The organism is Mycobacterium sp. SMC-2 (genome assembly GCF_025263485.1).
Classification (GTDB): Bacteria; Actinomycetota; Actinomycetes; order Mycobacteriales; family Mycobacteriaceae; genus Mycobacterium.
Map to the genome: position 1 here is coordinate 702,861 of NZ_CP079863.1, position 17,657 is coordinate 720,517.

At 65.8% G+C, this 17,657-nt stretch carries 20 protein-coding genes, 1 tRNA gene and 1 pseudogene; 8 read left to right on the forward strand and 14 right to left on the reverse strand.

Annotated elements, in window-relative coordinates:
• Positions 1-85: 85 nt before the first annotated feature.
• Both KXD96_RS03355 and KXD96_RS03360 read left to right on the forward strand, forming a co-directional pair.
• Entirely contained in the window at positions 86-1,459 is a 1,374-nt protein-coding gene (locus KXD96_RS03355) for an MFS transporter (RefSeq protein ID WP_260742906.1), read from the forward strand.
• Positions 1,459-2,232: a TIGR03084 family metal-binding protein gene (locus KXD96_RS03360; RefSeq protein ID WP_260742907.1), complete on the forward strand. Its 774-nt coding sequence runs from the start codon at positions 1,459-1,461 to the stop codon at positions 2,230-2,232. Before KXD96_RS03355 ends, KXD96_RS03360 begins: the two co-directional genes overlap by 1 nt.
• 8 nt (positions 2,233-2,240) lie before the next feature.
• Here KXD96_RS03360 and KXD96_RS03365 read toward each other — a convergent pair whose 3' ends face one another.
• The 3 genes and pseudogenes from KXD96_RS03365 to KXD96_RS28590 all read right to left on the reverse strand — a co-directional run.
• Entirely contained in the window at positions 2,241-2,561 is a 321-nt protein-coding gene (locus KXD96_RS03365) for a DUF2710 domain-containing protein (RefSeq protein WP_260745187.1), read from the reverse strand.
• Between the two features lie 57 nt (positions 2,562-2,618).
• A complete protein-coding gene (locus tag KXD96_RS03370) occupies positions 2,619-3,842 on the reverse strand; it encodes a DUF5631 domain-containing protein (RefSeq protein WP_313901650.1) in 1,224 nt (407 codons plus the stop codon).
• A 74-nt stretch (positions 3,843-3,916) separates the two neighbouring features.
• Positions 3,917-4,250 (reverse strand): annotated as a pseudogene (locus tag KXD96_RS28590) (hypothetical protein); the annotation flags it as partial.
• An 82-nt stretch (positions 4,251-4,332) separates the two neighbouring features.
• Between KXD96_RS28590 and KXD96_RS03375 the strand changes: the two are divergent.
• Complete coding sequence (locus KXD96_RS03375) at positions 4,333-4,476, forward strand: hypothetical protein (protein WP_260742910.1); 144 nt, start codon at positions 4,333-4,335, stop codon at positions 4,474-4,476.
• A 5-nt stretch (positions 4,477-4,481) separates the two neighbouring features.
• Here KXD96_RS03375 and KXD96_RS03380 read toward each other — a convergent pair whose 3' ends face one another.
• The 6 genes from KXD96_RS03380 to KXD96_RS03405 all read right to left on the reverse strand — a co-directional run bounded on the left by KXD96_RS03380 (position 4,482) and on the right by KXD96_RS03405 (position 8,638).
• Complete coding sequence (locus KXD96_RS03380; protein WP_260742911.1) at positions 4,482-4,793, reverse strand: DUF2694 domain-containing protein; 312 nt, start codon at positions 4,791-4,793, stop codon at positions 4,482-4,484.
• On the reverse strand, positions 4,790-5,107 hold the full coding sequence (locus tag KXD96_RS03385; protein ID WP_260742912.1) for an ESX-1 secretion-associated protein: 318 nt from the start codon (positions 5,105-5,107) through the stop codon (positions 4,790-4,792). Before KXD96_RS03385 ends, KXD96_RS03380 begins: the two co-directional genes overlap by 4 nt.
• 50 nt (positions 5,108-5,157) lie before the next feature.
• Positions 5,158-6,531, reverse strand: coding sequence for a DUF4226 domain-containing protein (locus KXD96_RS03390; protein ID WP_260742913.1), 1,374 nt, complete (start codon positions 6,529-6,531; stop codon positions 5,158-5,160).
• A gap of 145 nt (positions 6,532-6,676) precedes the next feature.
• Positions 6,677-7,039: a DUF4226 domain-containing protein gene (locus tag KXD96_RS03395; protein WP_260742914.1), complete on the reverse strand. Its 363-nt coding sequence runs from the start codon at positions 7,037-7,039 to the stop codon at positions 6,677-6,679.
• A gap of 16 nt (positions 7,040-7,055) precedes the next feature.
• Positions 7,056-7,871 carry a C40 family peptidase gene (locus tag KXD96_RS03400; RefSeq protein WP_260742916.1) on the reverse strand — a complete coding sequence of 272 codons (816 nt, stop codon included), beginning with the start codon at positions 7,869-7,871 and terminating at the stop codon, positions 7,056-7,058.
• Positions 7,868-8,638 carry a helix-turn-helix domain-containing protein gene (locus KXD96_RS03405; protein WP_260742917.1) on the reverse strand — a complete coding sequence of 257 codons (771 nt, stop codon included), beginning with the start codon at positions 8,636-8,638 and terminating at the stop codon, positions 7,868-7,870. Before KXD96_RS03405 ends, KXD96_RS03400 begins: the two co-directional genes overlap by 4 nt.
• Positions 8,639-8,781: 143 nt before the next feature.
• Between KXD96_RS03405 and KXD96_RS03410 the strand changes: the two genes are divergently transcribed.
• The 4 genes from KXD96_RS03410 (at position 8,782) to KXD96_RS03425 (ending at position 11,996) form a co-directional block, all read left to right on the forward strand.
• Positions 8,782-9,198 carry a WhiB family transcriptional regulator gene (locus KXD96_RS03410; protein ID WP_260742919.1) on the forward strand — a complete coding sequence of 139 codons (417 nt, stop codon included), beginning with the start codon at positions 8,782-8,784 and terminating at the stop codon, positions 9,196-9,198.
• Positions 9,199-9,287: 89 nt separating this feature from the next.
• On the forward strand, positions 9,288-10,670 hold the full coding sequence (locus KXD96_RS03415) for an acyl-CoA dehydrogenase family protein (protein ID WP_260742922.1): 1,383 nt from the start codon (positions 9,288-9,290) through the stop codon (positions 10,668-10,670).
• Between the two features lie 26 nt (positions 10,671-10,696).
• Positions 10,697-11,680 (forward strand): pirin family protein, encoded by a 984-nt coding sequence (locus KXD96_RS03420; protein WP_260742924.1) that lies wholly within the window; start codon positions 10,697-10,699, stop codon positions 11,678-11,680.
• Complete coding sequence (locus KXD96_RS03425) at positions 11,667-11,996, forward strand: GNAT family N-acetyltransferase (RefSeq protein WP_260742926.1); 330 nt, start codon at positions 11,667-11,669, stop codon at positions 11,994-11,996. Before KXD96_RS03420 ends, KXD96_RS03425 begins: the two co-directional genes overlap by 14 nt.
• A gap of 77 nt (positions 11,997-12,073) precedes the next feature.
• On the opposite strand, the gene KXD96_RS03430 is transcribed toward KXD96_RS03425, so the two are convergent.
• From KXD96_RS03430 to KXD96_RS03450, 5 genes are all read right to left on the reverse strand, one after another.
• A complete protein-coding gene (locus KXD96_RS03430) occupies positions 12,074-12,316 on the reverse strand; it encodes a hypothetical protein (RefSeq protein ID WP_260742928.1) in 243 nt (80 codons plus the stop codon).
• Positions 12,317-12,555: 239 nt separating this feature from the next.
• A complete protein-coding gene (locus KXD96_RS03435) occupies positions 12,556-12,882 on the reverse strand; it encodes a hypothetical protein (protein WP_260742930.1) in 327 nt (108 codons plus the stop codon).
• 195 nt (positions 12,883-13,077) lie between these two features.
• Positions 13,078-13,509 carry a hypothetical protein gene (locus KXD96_RS03440; protein ID WP_260742931.1) on the reverse strand — a complete coding sequence of 144 codons (432 nt, stop codon included), beginning with the start codon at positions 13,507-13,509 and terminating at the stop codon, positions 13,078-13,080.
• Complete coding sequence (locus KXD96_RS03445; protein ID WP_260745188.1) at positions 13,506-15,380, reverse strand: hypothetical protein; 1,875 nt, start codon at positions 15,378-15,380, stop codon at positions 13,506-13,508. Before KXD96_RS03445 ends, KXD96_RS03440 begins: the two co-directional genes overlap by 4 nt.
• Before the next feature lie 227 nt (positions 15,381-15,607).
• Positions 15,608-15,690, reverse strand: a tRNA-Leu gene (locus tag KXD96_RS03450).
• A 241-nt stretch (positions 15,691-15,931) separates the two neighbouring features.
• On the opposite strand from KXD96_RS03450, the gene KXD96_RS03455 reads away from it, so the two are divergent.
• The gene (locus KXD96_RS03455; protein WP_260742933.1) at positions 15,932-17,605 is read left to right on the forward strand and encodes a DUF3662 and FHA domain-containing protein; all 1,674 of its coding nucleotides are present in this window, start codon (positions 15,932-15,934) and stop codon (positions 17,603-17,605) included.
• Positions 17,606-17,657 lie beyond the last annotated feature (52 nt).

The following is a 17,657-nucleotide window of genomic DNA, read 5'->3' on the forward strand; positions in this document are numbered from 1 at the left end:
ACCATCATCGCATCCGGCACTCGCCGTCCGGGGGAATCGAGCGCCGGGCGTGAAGATTTGTAGTGTTGGTAAGTCGGCTCGGACCATGACGAGCTTGCTGGCCCCAATTGTGGAAGTCGGTTTTGTGATCCAATCCCGGATGAACTCAAGCGCACCCGCCGATATATGGCGGTCGGTGCGCAGTTTGCCAGACTTCTGGCGGCTGCTGCAGGTGCGCATGGCGAGTCAATTCGGCGATGGACTGTTCCAGGCGGGTCTGGCCGGAGCGTTGCTGTTCAATCCGGACCGGGCCGCCGATCCGATGTCCATCGCGCGGGCGTTCACCGTGCTGTTCCTGCCGTACTCGCTGTTGGGCCCGTTCGCCGGCGCGCTGATGGACCGTTGGGACCGGCGGCTGGTGATCGTCGGCGCCAACGCCGGCCGTCTCGTCCTGATCGCGGCGATCGGCACGATCCTGGCGGTCAGAGCCGGCGACCTGCCGCTGTTGCTGGGCGCGCTATTCGCCAACGGCTTGGCCCGATTCGTCGCGTCCGGACTGTCGGCGTCACTGCCGCACGTCGTGCCGCGCGAACAGGTCGTGACGATGAACGCCCTGGCCATCGCGTCGGGGGCCATCGCCGCCTTCATCGGCGCCAACTTCATGCTCGTGCCCCGATTCCTGCTCGGCGCCGGGGACAGGGGCGCCGCGGCGATCATCTTCCTCACCGGAGTCCCCGTGTCGATCGCCTTGCTGTTGTCGTTGCGGTTCGGCCCGCGGGTGCTGGGCCCCGACGACACCAAGAGGGCGATCCACGGACCGGTCTTCTACGCCGTGATCACCGGCTGGCTGCACGGCGCGCGCACGGTGGCGCAGCGGCCGACGGTTGCCGCGACCCTGTCGGGCTTGGCCTCCCACCGCATGGTGATCGGCATCAACTCCCTGCTGGTGTTGTTGCTGGTCCACCACCTGAAAGATCCCCAGGCCGGGGGATTGGGTACCGCTCTGGTGTTCTTCGGCGCCACCGGCCTCGGCGCATTCCTGGCCAATGTGCTGACTCCGCCGGCGGTTCGGCGCTGGGGGCGCTATGCGACGGTGAACGGTGCGCTCGCGACGTCGGCGGTCCTCGAGGTTGCGGGCGCCGGGTTACTGCTGCCGGTCATGGCGGTGTGCGGCTTCTTCCTCGGCGTGACCGGGCAGATGGTGAAGCTCTGCGCCGACTCTGCGATGCAACTGGACGTCGATGACGCCCTTCGCGGGCACGTGTTCGCCGTGCAGGACGCGCTGTTCTGGGTCGCGTTCATCGCCTCGATCACGGTGGCCGCGACGTTGATTCCCGCCGACGGGCATGCGCCCGCATTCGCGCTGTTCGGCTCGGGGCTCTACCTGGTTGGGCTGGCCATGCACAGCCTGCTCGGCCGGGGCGGCGAACAGGCGAATAATCATTACCCTGCGGAAGCAACCGACGAGCGGAGTCAATGATGACGGGTCCCGAACCGATCGTGGCTGACCTGCGCGCCGAGAGCGACGACCTCGACGCCCTCGTCGCGCCGCTGCCGGCCCAACGCTGGGCCGATCCCACTCCCGCGCCGGGCTGGACCATCGCCCACCAGATCGGGCATTTGTTGTGGACCGACCGCGTCGCGCTGACGTCGGTCACCAACGAGGCCGGGTTCGCCGAACTGCTCCAGGCGGCAGCCGCCGACCCGACAGGTTTCGTCGACGCGGGCGCCGAGGAATTGGCGGGACTAGCTCCGGCCGAGCTGCTCGCCGAGTGGCGGGCCACCCGTGGTCGGCTGCATGACGAGCTGCTGCGGGTCCCCGCCGGCCGCAAACTTCCCTGGTTCGGGCCACCGATGAGTGCGGCCTCGATGGCTACCGCGCGGTTGATGGAGACCTGGGCGCACGGGCTGGACGTCGCCGACGCGCTGGGCGTCCGACGGGCGGCCACCGACCGGCTGCGGTCGATCGCCCACTTGGGCGTGCGCACCCGCGACTACGCGTTCTTCGTCAACAACCTGCCCGCTCCGGCCGAGCCGTTCTTCGTCGAGCTGCGCGGACCCCGCGGTGACACCTGGAGCTGGGGACCGCCCGACGCGACGCAGCGGGTCACCGGTTCCGCCGAAGATTTCTGCTACTTGGTCACTCAGCGGCGCCCGCTCAGCGCCCTCGCCATCACAGCGCATGGGCCCGACGCGCAGCGTTGGCTGGAGATCGCCCAAGCGTTCGCAGGTCCACCCGGCATGGGTCGATAACCGCGCGATTAGTGCAGCGGGCCGCCGTAACTCGCCCGGTTCTCGGCCTCGGCCTCCTCGCGCAGCGCTGCGATCGCCAGGTTCAGCCTGTCGGCCAGCTCCCCATGCGCATACCCGGTCATCACGCCGGGGTGCAGAGTCAGCTCGAGCAACCGGCCGTCGGCATTCGCCACGGCGTAGACGTCGCCGAGATCGACGCTATAGGTGACGGCCTCGGCCTGCGCCACGAGGGCTTCCCACTTGTCGGCCGCCTCGCTCAATTCACGAAGAACTGATTCGACCAGATCCTTGTCGCTGAGATTCGCGCGACCGCCCGAACCCGACACGATCACAGTATGTCGACCCCTTTAACCAGCGTCAATTCATACTCGGGGGCCACGGCGGCACTATGCCCCGTGAGGCTGGGCGGCGAGTTTCTGATACCAGGCGAGGTGATAGTTCGCCGCCACCGAGTCTCCGCTCGCGATGCCTTCGGTGGCGGCCATCAACAGACACTTGAGCAGGAGCGCCGGGTTCACGTTCGGGTATTGGACCAAGAGCTGGTAGCGCGCCGTATCGAGGTGCACCCGCAGCACATCGACCTCCTGATCGATGACAATGCCGTCCGCGGCGGCCGCGTCCGCCAGCCTCTGCACGATGCGGGGGAGTCCGTCGAACCCCCGCGTGGTCTCGCTCAGCACCCTGCTCAGATCCGCGATGGCGGGCAGCTCCCGTGGTTCCACCGACGATTTAGTCGCGGTGAAGTCGGCCGAGCGGCGCAGCGAGTCCCCGGGAGCGTAGGCCACCACACGCACCGCGTCGGCGATCAACGCGGCGACCCTGCCGGTGCGTCGCTCGGGTTCCAACAGCCGCACCCCCGCCGGAAGGTTGATACCTGCCGGTATCCAGCCGTGGGCGAGGTCGGTGACCAAAACGGTCGTGCCGTCCGCAAAGTCGCCGACGGCCCAATTCAGCCGCGGCTCCTGGCGGACCACGAACTCGAGGAGCCGATTCAGCCGATCGATATCGAAACCCGTTGCCGCTGTGTTGTTTTCCCGCTGGGGCGGGCGTGCGGACTCATCGACCACGTGCTCGGCCCGGGTGATCGCGGGGATGATCTGCGTTTCCTCCATCGCGGCCGCCGCGAAGTGGTGCTCGGCCGGTTCTGGCTGCGCCTCGTCCTCGTCCGGTGCGGGCTCCTCGGGCGCGGCGTGGTGGCGACCGACCGGTTCCCATTCCGACGTCGCGGCGCTTTCGGCCGCAAGGGCGGGCTCGACATCGTTGATCTTCGGGATGATCTGCGTTTCGGCGATCGAGGCGGGGTCGTCCCCCACATCAGCGTCCGGAGCCCTTTCGGCTTCGTCCTGCTGCGTTGCCGGCTCCTCCAGCTCCGTCACGCTGGGGATGACTTGCGTCTCCTTTATATCCGGCGCGACGGCGACCTCCACGGCCTCGTGTTCGAAAGCGGTGTCCTGGGGAGGCGCCTCGGGCTGGTCCCCACCTCCTTGCGGCGGCGCGACCGGAGCCGGCTTGTCGGCGACCCGCCAACGCGGCCTGCGCACGCTGCTGACGGGCACATCGGGGACGGGGCCCGCCTCCATCACAGTAGGAATGACTTGGGTTTGATGCATGTCCGGCGACACCGGTTCGGCGAACTGCGAGCGCGGATATCCGGCGGTCACCCCCGCCCTCCCCGCGTGCAGCTGGCGAATCGTCGATTCGACCCGCCGCACGGCGCGGGCACGCGCTTCATCGATTACCCGGGCCTCTTCCGCCCGGCGGGGCACGTCGGCCAAACCCGCCCGTTTGATCATTTTCAGCTGTTCGTTCGCGCTGTCGGCGATCTTTTCCAGGTCGACCTTGAGATAGTCTGCGAGCGTGGCGTTCTCGGCGGTGATCGTCGACAGCTCGGCGGGCCAAAGCCCCCCGATCACCCACGGGGTGCAATCGATCGGAGAGCTGAAGGCCGGCATCACCAGTGATTCCCGGGTAGCTCTCCGGAGGCGCTGACGCGCCGTCATCCGACCGAAGATCGCCACCGGCTAAGCGTACCGGCAGCCGACGAACGGCTTATTCGGTGAGTGAATTGTGCAGCTGTGCCGGCCTGGGTAGCGTGGGGACATGGCTGAATCTGCGCTGCAGCAGCAACTCGACGAAGTGCGTGCCCTGCTCGCCCGCGCACGAGAGTTGTTCGGCCCCAACCCCGTAGAGCCGCCCACGGATATCGCTCCGGACCCCGATGCGGCCAAGACCTGGCTGCTGTAGGCCGTCTAGATCGCTCTGTTGCGGCGGCGTAGTTTATGCGCCAGTAGCTTCTCGATCGCCGCATCGAGATCTCGCTGCGTCGGAACCTCGGCCGAAGGGGTGTGTCCGGCCGCCACGATCTCGTCGCGGATCTCCAGCAATGCCTTGAGACAAGAGACGTCGGCGGTCAGCAAAATGCCTCGAGCCAGCGTCTCGGCGTCGGTGTCCATCGCCTCTTCACTCAGCGCAACGCTGTGCATGTAACCGCCGCGGCAGGAGCGGACGAGGATGTGCCCACTCGGGTGAACGGTGTCAAAAGCGGGATTCGCGTCCGTCATCGACCGCGGTCGGCGATGCCGCCGAGGTTGCGCGCCCCATCCTGCTCGTGCTGTTCCCACATCGTCGCCGACGCTGTCAGCTTGTCCGCCAGGTCGGCGTGGTCCGCGGCTTGTTGCTCGTAGCACTGACGTCTGAGCTCAAGCAGTTCCCTGCCCGCGTCGCGAAGTTCACCGAAGATCGGCCCCAGCGAATCCAGGCTCTCCTGGATCGCCTCGTGCGATGACGGGACCGTGCGCAAGTAATCGGCGGTCTCCTGGTGACGCGCGGCGGCCTGACGCAAGTGCGCGGGCACCACATGGATCGAATCTGCCATCCGCTGTCTCCTGTTTTCGGCCGCCGGCCAGACCGGCGAGATCACTATTGTCAGGTGGTCGACGAGGTCGCCGGCCGCGTGGGTGTCGGTGTGTCGGGCTTCGCCGGCGCGGTCTCGGTCGCAGCCGCCGCCGGCGGATGCTCCCAGCCTAGAAAGCCTGGACCGGTCACGGTGGCGATGTCTTGAATTTGGCCGTCGAGGAGGGCCTTACCGGGACCGAGGGCTAGCGCGTGCCGGTCGATGAAGATCCCGATGTCCGCCGGCCTGACGCGCGAAGCGTCGACCGGGCTGGTGACCGCGGTCCCTGGCGGCGGAATCGTTATCCCTTGCTGCTGGAACGCATCTGGTATGGGTGCTCCGCCGACCGCGGCTTTGATTGCCGCCGCCAATTGCGGGCTGGCGGCCGTCAACCTCTCACCGTCGGGCAAGGTCACCGTGGTGGAACCGGTCGGTGGTGATTCACCCTCGAGCGCTGCCGCGTCCGGACCAGCGTCGTTATTTTCGTCGCCCGATCCCTCTGATGCAGCGTCAGTCTCCGGTTCCGCATTGTCCGCGGCGTCGAGTGGGTTTTCGTCATCCATGCCTTGCAGCGCCGGATCCGTTCTGGTGTCACCCGGTAGGCCGGGCAGTGGCAGGCCGGCCGGCGTCGCGCCGAAACTCGGCAATCCCGGGGAGAAGTTGGGCAGTGGCGGCAGCACGGGTGCCATGGGCGCCGCAGTCGCACCTTCCGGCACACCGCCCCCCGGCAGATCATCGGTCGCCAGACTCGGATCGTCGGCCAACAAGGAATCCAGCAGGGGATCCCACCCCGAATCCTCTGTTGCCGGCGCGGTAGCCCCATCCGCGCCGGCCACCTCCGCCGGCGGGTGTACGTCGTCACCCTTCGGTGGGCTCGTCGACGCGTCGTACAGCGATGTCCATGCCGCCATCAGCGCCGATTTCGATGTGTCGTCGAGGCTCGCGTTGAGGACCACCGAGCGGATGTCGCGGAGCTTGCCGATCAGAAAGCGCTGGAAATCGCGGGCTCCGGCCGGAGTGTCCAGGTCCGATCGCGTCCGCACCGCGGCTTCGGTGTCTTGCTGCAACTTCGTCAGCGCCTGACTGCCTTGGACGGTGTTGAGATGGGCATTCAAGATCGCCGTGATCACTTGCATGTCGAGCTGAGAGCTCGCCGAATTCTGGTGTGCCAGGGCGGCTTCGGCGTGGGCGATGGCTTCCGCCGCCTCACCCTTCTCTCGATCCGGCGCAGCCGCATATTGCTGACGGATCTTGCCCGCAATCGCCTGGAGCTGTTCGGGACGTGTCGTAGGGGTGATCACGGCGGCCAGCTCACGTGGCGACAGACCTGCCTGCCACGCGTTTGGGTCACCGGTGCGGTCCCGGACATATTTCACCGCGGCGAGTAGCTCCTCGTGCGCCGACATCGGCTACCCAACCCGCGCTGCAGCCACCGCGCACCCTCGCGGGATGCGTTGGGACCGTTCCATGCCCGGCGACAGTACCCAGCCCCGTTCCTGCCGACAATTCACTACGCCGCGGGGTTGTGGACGACACCGAGACCGTGCCTTGCTAGCCGTTGTCGGCGGTGTACTGGTCCCGAAGAGAATCCAGCACAGCCTTTTTAGATTGGCTGAGTTCTCGGGCGTTCTCAACAACCGCGGTGATCTCACCTTGTTTGGCCAACAGAAACCTCTGAAATTCGCGAGCGCCCATGGGCGTATCCACAGCAAGGTTCGCTTGGTGCACGGTTGCGTGGTCGATCTGCTCGGCAATGGCATCCAGTCGCCTCACACCCTCACGCATCGCGTCATGGGCGCTGGAGAGCACCTCGGCCAGCATCCGGTCGGCGTCGGCTACCCTGCCGTGCTTGTCGGCCAGTGCCGATTGCCGCGCCTGGATCGCGGCTACCGAAGGTCCGCCTTGTTCCGTCATAGGCTCACCCTGTTCCTCATAGCGGTCGGCGAATAGCGACGTGGGGGCCCATCGGGCTGATCCGGACCGATGCACCCGAATAGGGCGCTTCGACTACCAGGTCGTTGCCGATGGCCAGCTGGACGTGTCCGGCGTGCGGGAAGACGAGATCGCCGGGCCTGACTTGTGAACGGGGCACCGGGAGTCCGTCGTTGATCTGCTGATAAGTGGTGCGGTCCAAGTGGACTCCCGCTTGCGCATAGCTCCACTGGACCAGCCCCGAACAATCGAATTGGTCGGGCCCTGTCGCGCCCCACACGTAGGGTCGGCCCAGGCGCGACAATGCGGCGCGCACCGCGATTGCGGCGCGGCCGTTCCCCAGCCGGGCGGCTCGGTGGCGCAGGAGTTGGTAGCGCAGCGCCCGCAGCTCTGTCACGCGTCGGCGCGCCCGGAAGCGGGCGGACAAGATGTGCGCGCGTTGCGCCCGCAGTCGAGCCGCGCGGCGGCGCATCGCCTCGCGCTGGGCCAGGGGGGTCGCCGGAATGACGGCGGCGTCGGCTCGGGCTTCGTCGAGAACGTTTCGGGTCAGGTCGCGGGCCCGGGCCCGATCCCGGTCGGCACCGGCGATGACGCCCGCCGCGGCGGCGTCCGTGGCAGCCGCCACCGCGAGCCGTTGCCGGCTGTGCTCCACGGCGAGCCGATAGCCACCGTGCGCCAACCCGTCGCTCGCCCCGGCGAGCCGCTGCAGCATGTTGCGGTGATGCCCAGTGCCCGAATCCAGCGAAGGGAGCCGGACGCCGCCGACGAACATGTCATGAGCGCGGCTCAGGAGCTCGATTTCGCTTTCAGTCACTGCGCCCCCTCGGCGTGTTCGCCTTTCGACTCGACGGCATCGGTGAAGGCGCGCACACGGGGGAGCGCTCCGGGCGGGATGGCCCCCCGGTTGCGGATGTCCCAGAGCTCTTCGACGTCGACACCGACCAGCGCGGCGATGATGGTCTCCGGCAATGAGGACTGTGCGCAGGCCCGGTCGAAGCGCGCGCCCAAACTGGTCGGCATCCGTTTCAGCAAGGCCGTGCGCGTCGCTTCGAGGGCGTGGAGGTGCTCCATCAGCCGGCCCGTCGAGTCGGCGCCGGCATTCACCGCGACCCGCCAGGAACCGGCGGCGAGCATCTCTGCCTTCACGCACTGAGCGATCACAGACAGAATATACGTCTCATATTCGTTTGATGTTGTCGCAGGCAAGCGATCGATGACGGATTTGAGGGCTTCGAGCTGGGCTTCGGCATAGCCTTCCAGCATTTCTGTGTCGCTGCGACGGTCCACGACCACGGGCCCGGTGCGCCTGGTGGGGACGGCGGTGGGCGGTTGTGCCGCCATCAGCCTGGCCAGTTCCGCTGCCGGATCAGCCGCCACCAACAGTCGAGAATAGGTCCCCGGCGGGAGGCCTAGCCCATTCTCGACCTTCTGAACTGTGCTTTTGTGCGGCTTGCGGGCACCGCGCTCTAAGAAGCTCAGCCCCATGATGCTGACACCGGTCGCCGCGGCGAGGTCGGCTAGCGACCAGTCGCGCGACTCACGCAGGGCGCGGATCGCCGCGCCGGCCGATTCACGGCTCACCGCACGCTCCGGCCATGGGCCGGATATTACACAGCCGGGACCGTATCGCTCGGCTTATACGTTTCTGTCACGTTTCCCTTGCGCTGCGCGGACGTATGTGTATACGCTTTTGCCTACGTTTCACGCTCGACAAGGAGACCGACATGGGACACCCCTGCGCTGCCAACCCGGAACTGTGGTTCGGCTACCCCGACGACGATGGTGGCGACGGCGCGGCCAAGGCCCGTGCCTACGAGCGGTCGGCCGTCGAGGCGCGCCTCCAGTGCCTGCGCCGCTGCCCGCTGGCGCAGCAGCGCCGGTGCGCCGAACATGCCATCGCGCACCGCGAGGAGTACGGCGTGTGGGCCGGCGTCAAACTGCCCGGGGGCCAATACCGCAAGCGCGAGCAGCTGGCCCAGGCCCACGACGTCCTACGGCGCATCGCGTCCGGTGAGATCAACTCCCGCCAGCTGCCGGAGAACGCGGCGCTGCTCGCCAATCACGAACATGAAGCCGTCCCGGTGGCCGCGGTGGTGCTGCACCTGCCCCTCGCGCAGGTTGGGCCGCGCTCGGCCGCCTGACCTTCCGTCCTGCTCAGGGCCGTTTGCTGGGGTGGCCGACGGGGTAGAGCTTCGACACGACCGAGTCTGTCGACCCAAAGGCGGGATCCATGACGTTCGACCTGACCCCGACTGCGGCACAGCATGACCTCGCGCGGCGGACCCACGAGTTCGCCGAGGAAGTGATCCGCCCCGTGGCGCTCCACTACGACCAGCGCCAGGAGTTTCCGTGGCCGGTGTTGGAGGAGGCGGCCCAGCGCGGCTTCTACAGCCCCTTGTTCTACCGCGATCTGATCGGCGACCCGACCGGCCTCTCGTTGCCGATGTTCATGGAGGAACTGTTCTGGGGCTGCGCCGGCATCGGGTTGGCAATCGTGATGCCGGCGTTGGCCCTGTCGGCGATCGGGCAGGCGGCGTCTCCGGAGCAGATGCTGGAATGGGCGCCCGAATGTTTCGGGACCCCAGGCGATCTCAAGCTCGCCGCGCTGGCGATTTCGGAGCCCGAGGGCGGCAGCGACGTACGTAATCTGCGCACTCGCGCCCGCCGCGATGGTGACGACTGGATCATCGACGGCCACAAGATGTGGATCGGCAACGGCGGCATAGCCAACGTGCACGTGGTCAACGCCGTCGTGGACGAGGAACTCGGCCATCGCGGTCAGGCACTGTTCCTGGTGCCCGGGGGGACGCCAGGGCTGAAGATCGTGCGCAAGCTGGACAAGCTCGGCTGCCGCGCGTCCCACACCGCCGAGTTGCTGTTGGAAGGCGTCCGCGTCCCCGGCGCCAATCTGCTTGGCGGACAAGACAAACTCGAGCACAAGCTCGCCAAAGCGCGCGAAGTCGTCGCAGGCGGAAAGCGCTCCGGCTCAGCGACATTGGGCACGTTCGAACAGACCCGCCCCATGGTCGCCGCGCAAGCCATCGGAATCGCGCGCGCCGCGCTGGAATACGCGACGGCGTACGCCACGGAGCGCGAGGCCTTCGGCGGACCGATCATCGACAACCAGGGCATCGCCTTCCCACTGGCGGAGCTGGCTACCCAGATCGACGCCGCGCGGCTGCTGACCTGGCGGGCGTCGTGGATGGCCGCCAACAACGTCCCCTTCGAACGCGGGGAAGGCTCGATGTCGAAAATGGCCGCCAGCGAGGTGGCCGTCAAAGCCGCGGAACGCGCCATTCAAACCATGGGCGGCTGGGGTTACATCACCGATCATCCGGTGGAGAAGTGGTACCGAGATGCCAAGCTGTACACCATCTTTGAGGGCACCAGCGAGATCCAGCGAATGGTCATCGCCAATGCGCTGGGCGCCGCCGTCGGCACCCCGCCGCTGCATGTGGTGCTCGAACCGTCGGGGGGACCGCTGAACCGGGTATTCGGTCGCGGCACCCCCGTGCGATCGCGCGCCGCCGACGCCGCACTGTCGATGCGGGACCGGGTACCCGAACCCGTCATGCGGCTGGTTATGAAGGTGCTCCGGCCGCCGCGCAAGTAACGGACCTGAGTACGGTCAAGTGGACGATGAGCAACCTTGAGCCGGCGCCGATCGAAGTTGCCTGCGCCGCTTCACCAAGCGCGGGCACCGAGGTGCTGCGCCCCTGGGAGGTTCCCCTTGGCGGGTCCCGCGCGATACGGGTGCGACGGACGCTGCCGCAACGCCAGCGCTCGCTGATCGGGGCGTGGTGCTTCATCGACCATTACGGTCCGGCATCCGCCCGCATGGATGTCCCGCCGCACCCCCACACCGGACTACAAACCGTCAGTTGGCTGTTCGGTGGGGAAGTGGAGCACAACGACAGCGCGGGCGTGCACGCAGCGGTGCGGCCCGGCGAGCTCAACCTGATGACCGCCGGCGCCGGTATCTGCCACTCTGAGGTCTCGGTTGCGTCGCCGACAGCCTTGCACGGTGTCCAGCTCTGGGTGGCGCTGCCCGATTCCGATCGCGACACCGCTCGCGACTTCGCCCACTGCGCGCCAAAGCCGGCGCCTCTGCCCGGGGCGACGGCACGGGTGTTCCTTGGAGAGCTGGCCGGCAGCCGGTCCCCGGTGCATACCTTTACTCCGCTGCTGGGGACACAGATTGACCTCGACGCCGGGACTCACCTGGACCTCGATGTCGACCCGGCATTCGAGCACGGCGTGCTCTGCGATCTGGGTGCTGTGCGTGCCGAGGAGGCCGCTCTTTCTGAAGCCGAGCTGGCCTACCTCAGGCCTGCCCGCTCCTCGCTGCGCCTGCACAACGTGGGGGACCGGCCCGCGCGGGTATTACTGCTCGGTGGAACGCCGTTCGCCGAGGAGCTGGTGATGTGGTGGAACTTCGTGGGGCGAAGCCACGACGACATCGTCGGTTACCGCCAACTGTGGGAGGACGCCGACGAGCGTTTCGGCGCCGTCCACGGCTACCGGGGCCCGCTGACCCGACTGCCCGCCCCGCCGTTGCCGACCACTCGGCTGCGGCCTCGACCTGCACCGCAAAGAAAGGAAAGCACAAATGGCCACCGATAAGACCGGAGCAGAGGCGACCGTCGCCCTCGAGGAGGGCCGGTACACGATTGCCGTGGAAGGCAAGCAGGTTGGCTTCGCCGACTTCGCCGACCGCGGCGACCAGCGCGTCTTCCACCACACCGAAATCGACCCTGCTTACGGCGGACGCGGCCTGGCGACCATCCTCGTCGAGGGGGCGCTCAACGAGGCCCGCGCCGAAGGCAAGCGCATCGTCCCCGTGTGCTCGATGATCGGCACGGTGCTCAAGAAGCACCCCGAATACGACGACATCACCGACGCCGTTACGCCGGAGATTGAGCGGTGGGTGCAGTCGTAGCTGGTCGCTGACGGGACGGCTTCGCACTATCGGAGAATCGCAGTGTGCTTCGTATCTAGTTCGCGGTCCGTTCGTGCCTAAGTAAGCCCTTGCTGCTGCCGCCAGCGTGACCAGTAGCTCTCCGCATCTGCACGGCGAAGCGCCCTCAGGTCGTCACAGGTGGCTTCCAGTGTCGATGTATCGGAGAACAGCCTTTCGACGAAACCGAGATTCTCGCCCACCCAGCGTGCTTCATCCGGGGCGGGCAGATAATGAATTTCCGCAGCATTTTCAATATATTGTTTGATTAGCGAAGGCCAGAACCAGTTTTCTGGCGCCATTAGCTGACTTGGTGCAACCGAAATTTCTATCTGGTCTCTCGTTCGTTGATCAGCGAAAATGTTAAGACGGGTCCAGTTATCGTCAAGGAGGCGCTGGGTGCGTACTCTGCCACGTGCGAATCGGTGATCCGGTAGCGCGGATCTAGGTACAGGAAATCGAAGTACTTCAGGTAGAACTCTAATAATGTCTTCATCGAAGACACCTCGGTCCGACGATTCGACTCAGCTCGCTCGACATGTCACTCGGCGCCTTTCATGACGATCAGCTCAATCTCCTCGACTGACTTATTGATGAGATGACTGAAAATGGTCGCCTTTGGTTCCATCAAGACCGCTTTTCCAGCTTTTGATTGTAATTCGGCAATGCCCTCGGCTATGGGGACGACTTCTACATCTGGGCTGAAGCCTCGGGAATATAGTCGAGGCCACAGGCTCGGTGTGCCGACCGGACCGTATGCAGTGGCGGACCAGTCCCATATCAAGTACTTTTCGACCAGTTCGAACGTAGATAGCTTTGCGGTGTCATTGCGGCGTTGTCCGCGGTCGTTACCGTATCCACATTCCACCAGGGCCCGTCATTACGAAGGTGAACCGAATAGTCGTCGGTGGCGAACAGTACCTTGCAAGCGTCGCAAATCACCGAGACGAATATCTCACCCCCACCCATCCATCTTGCCCAGCGATACCAGCATTCCGACAACCGGGAGAAGTCCGCCGGTGAACGTTTCTTTCGAATCCACATCTATTGAGTTCCTCCCGACTCAGATTTGGTCAGGTTTGGGCCAACCCCATTTCTTCGATGAATTAGAACGGCGTAGAGCAACCAGTGCCTCGGCGGTGCGCACTGAGGTCGGTTCATCCGCAAAAAGCTGATTCACCCGCTCTAGGTTGGCAGACAACCAATTAGCTTGGTCGACTGGCGATGCGGCGCCGGTGTCCTCGCCACCCTCCAGGTACTGACGAATGAGTGAAATCGCGAACCAACTGTCGGCACCTCCCTGGAATATCGGCACAGCTGAGAAGTAAATTTGGCCCCGATCATTAACGACATCCCACCTGAGCCGCTCACCCGTGAAGGAAATTGATGCATCGATGTCAGCAAGACCACGATTGCTTGAATCTGTGATCCGATACTCTGGGTTGAGATATAAAAATCCCACATATTGCAGAATAAACTCTAGCAGCGTTTTCACCGAGCGCCTCCGATCTTGGGGGGTACCAGCGTAGATCCATCGATTGGTTCGTATCCGTGGGCGCGTAGATAACTAAGCTCCGCGGCAGTGTAAGTGTTATCGAGAACCTCATCGATTGGTACTGACAACTTAATCGTGTCTCGATTTGCAATTGCGATATCGAGTACATGTTGATTGGCAGCGAGCCGCTGAACGGGAGTGGACGCATCCCATGCACTCCCGATATCGAAGTAGCTGGCCCCGCGTTGTTGCGCGAGCTCAATATATGAAGGTCCCCCCGAAGGATTCTTAAACGGACCGAGCACGGTTTCGCCGCTTCCGGTCAGGTGTTGCTCCGAGAGCGCCTGTAACTCTGGCGGCATGTAGGAGAGCGGGTTGTCCAGGTTGAACTCTGGATGCGCTGGATCAACCACAACCGGCGGCGGGAGACTGTCCGGAGCCACAGGCACGTGCGGTCCCGCAAGTACGTGCTCACCCGGAAGCTCACCACCGCCGCCCGGGTGTGGCGCGTGCTCGACGACCGGTGGGGGACCTGGGTGGGTTCCCGGCACGGGTTGTCCACCGACGTCGGGAAGTGGTGAGCCATGCGGGGGAAGATCCGCTTCGGCCATCGCCGCGCGGACCTCGGCCGCGCTCAGTGCGCGGGGGAGGACATTGTCGGCGGAGAGGCCTTGCAACGCTTCGCGACTGAAGAGCGTCTTCAGTCCTTGCCAAGCGACCTCGCCGCCCGCTTTGAGTTCGGGTCCGCCGACAGCCAAGGTGATCGCGCTCCACAGCGGTTCGGGGGTGGCTTCCACCTTTCCGGGATCCGGTGTGCGCATGCCGGTCAACTTGCCGCCGCTGAATGTGTAGGAAGTGCCGATGGCTTGGTCGAAGAACTCGCCCGCGCCGTCCCTGAGCTGCCCGAAAACCTCAACCGGCTGTCCGTCGACCTCGTAGGTGAACATGAAATGGCCGTCGGGAGTGGTGGTGATCGAGGCGGGGTCGATGTTGTTGTAGTTGGGGATCTTTCCCAGGTCATCGAGTACCTTGGCGAGGTCGGCTTTGAGCTTGGGCAGCTTGGCGCTGGCCGCCTCTCCTTCCGGAGAGCCAGGCCCGTGGGCATAGAGGTCCGCCATGGCCTTGTCCAGGGCAAGCTGCGCGGCGCGTACCTTGCCCATCTGATCCAACACAGCCTGATCGGTAATCCGCCGGATGTTCGCGAGCGCAGTCTGCTGGGCGTCGGATGGCGGGGCCACGCCGTCACTGTCGACACCATGCAGTGGGGCCCCGTTGTATCCATCGGTGTGCAAGCCATCCAGGGATTTCTGCAGGCTGCCGGAATATCCGTCGCGAATCGATTGCAGCTGCGCGAGGGCGTCTCTGGTGTCCCGGACGGCGTCGCTTTCACACGTCCTGATCAATGCTTGCAGTGCATCGACATCCGCCGCGCTCAGGTACGGGTCCTTCAACATCGCGGCGGCTTGGGAAATCAGATTGGAGATCTCCTGAAGTTGGGAATCTAGATTGGCGATCTGTGCAGCGCCGGCCTTCTGCGCTTCGGCCAGGGTGGCCGCGATGTTCTCCAGGTCGGCACCGATCTTCGGTAGCTGAAGGGATTGCGCGCCCAAAGACTTCGTGACCCGCTGCACCTCCGCGGAATCGTTGATCGGGTGGTCGCCCGTCTGATGGTTCCACGCCGCGTCGAAGCGGCTACGGGCTTGCTCGAAGGCGTGGTCGGCCTCGGCCGTGCAGCGGCCGGCTTCGCGGAAGGCCTCGGCCAGATTGGAGATCTGCAGCGGATCGCCGGCTTGCAAGCTTCGGTTGATCGCCCACGGGTCACCACCGGCCTCGGCGATCAGCGCATCGATGTCTATGTACGGCAGGCCCATGGCCCCGCCCATGCCTGTGCCGCGTTGCGCCAATGAACCCGCGCCGAGCATGGGCGCCCCACCACGACGAACATTGCCACCCCTCCTGAACTGGCAATGACGCTACTGGCGCGAACACTGACGTCAATTCACACACGTCGCGAGTCACACCGTCAGGCGGGGATCGCAGAAGGGCCCTCACAGAGCGGACGGACAAACGGCGCCGCAACGACGCCACTATTCAAATGTGGGCGAAGGGGGACTTGAACCCCCACGTCCCGAAGGACACTGGCACCTGAAGCCAGCGCGTCTGCCATTCCGCCACTCGCCCGGAAAACAACCGATGGACCATACCACTGTAATAGTCGTATTCCCCAACCGCCTGCTCGGGCCGGGAAGCTGTCGGACGCTGCGAGACAACGCCTCTGAGCAGGGCGGACGCAGTTCTCAGGGTTTCGACGGTGCCGCCGCGAGGCGCTGTGCCGATACCATGCTGGAGTGAAAGGTCACCGCGCGACTCGTTTGCCGCGCGCCAACGACATGCTGCGGCAAGTGCGGGCGAACGCCCGAACATGAATAGCCAACGCGGGCTGGCGGCGCGGATCGAGCGCAAGCTCGAGGCGACCGTGGACAATGCGTTCGCCCGCGTGTTCGGCGGATCCATCGTTCCGCAGGAGGTCGAAGCCCTGCTGCGCCGCGAAGCCGGTGCCGGCGTCCAGAAACTCCAGGGCAATCGCCTTTTGGCCCCCAACGAATACATCATTACCCTCGGTAGGCACGACTTCGAGAAGGTGGGCGCCGACCCGGCTCTCACGTCGGGCGCTTTCGCGAGGTACTTGTTCGACTACATCCACGAACAGGGGTGGCAAACGTATGGTGATGTGGTCGTCCGGTTCGAGCAGTCGTCGGACCTACGGACCGGTCAGTATCGCGCCCGTGGTGCTGTCAACCCCGATGTGCAGCCCCGCCCGACAGTCAACGATTCCGTCCGGCCACAATCAAATAATGCGTTCGGCGCAGAACGAGGAGTAGCACCAATGACTGACGATTCGAGCTACCGCGGGGCTCAGGGGCCGGGCCGGCCTGGCGACGAGTACTACGACGAGCGCTACGCGCGCCCGCAAGACGAAGCGCACGCCGGCGAGCAGCCGCAGGGGGGGCCTGAACCGCGTGCCGGGTATCCGCCCGAACAGGGCGGCTACCCGCCGCAGCAGGGCTATCCGCCGCCGCGCCATCCCGAACAGGGTGGCTACCCGGAGCAAGGCGGGTACCAGGGCCCGGGCGGCTACCCCGATCAGCGCGGCTACCAGGGCCCGGGCGGCTACCCCGACCAGCGCGGCTACCAAGATCAGGGCGGCTACCCCGATCAGCGCGGTTACCAGCCTCCGGGTGGCTACCCCGAGCAGGGGCAAGGCGGTCCTCCGCCGCAGTATGAGCAGCGTCCCCCCACACCCGCCGGGTACGGCGGTCAAGGGCACGACCAGGGCTACCGTCAGGGCGGGTATGGCCCGCCCGGCGCTGGCCAGCCCGGCGGTGGCCAGCAGGGCTACGGCGGGTATGGCGAGTATGGCCGCGGACCTGCCCGGCACGACGAGGGTGCCTACGCTCCGCCCGAGCAGCGGCCGCCCTACCCGGAGCAGGGCGCCGGGTACGAGCAGGGCGGCTACGAGCAGGCCGCCGGGTACGAGCAGGGTTACCAGCAAGGCGGCGGCTATGGCCGCCAGGAGTACGGCGCGGGTGACTACACGCAATACTCCGAGAATGTGCCGGGCGGCGGATACCCCGGTCCGGCCACCGGATACCCCGAGGCCCCGCACCGCGACTACGACTATGGCCAGCAGGCCGAGTATGCGCAGCCCAGTGAGTACGGCCAGCCCGTTGACTACGGGCAGCCGGCCGACTACGGGCAGCCGGGCGGGGGCTACGGCGGTTACGGTGGGGGCGGTTATGGCGCGGCCGGAACCACGGTCACCCTGCAGCTCGACGACGGCAGCGGCCGGACTTATCAGCTACGTGAGGGCTCCAACATCGTGGGCCGGGGACAAGACGCGCAGTTCCGGTTGCCCGACACCGGGGTGTCGCGACGTCACCTCGAAATTCGCTGGGACGGGCAGGTGGCGCTGCTGTCGGACCTGAACTCGACCAACGGCACCACGGTGAACAACGCGCCGGTGCAGGAGTGGCAGTTGGCCGACGGCGACGTGATCCGTCTGGGCCACTCGGAGATCATCGTCCGGATCCACTAACCCGCTGGGCGACGCTGCCGTGCTTCGCCCCGTGTCGACCGCCCTCCAAGTA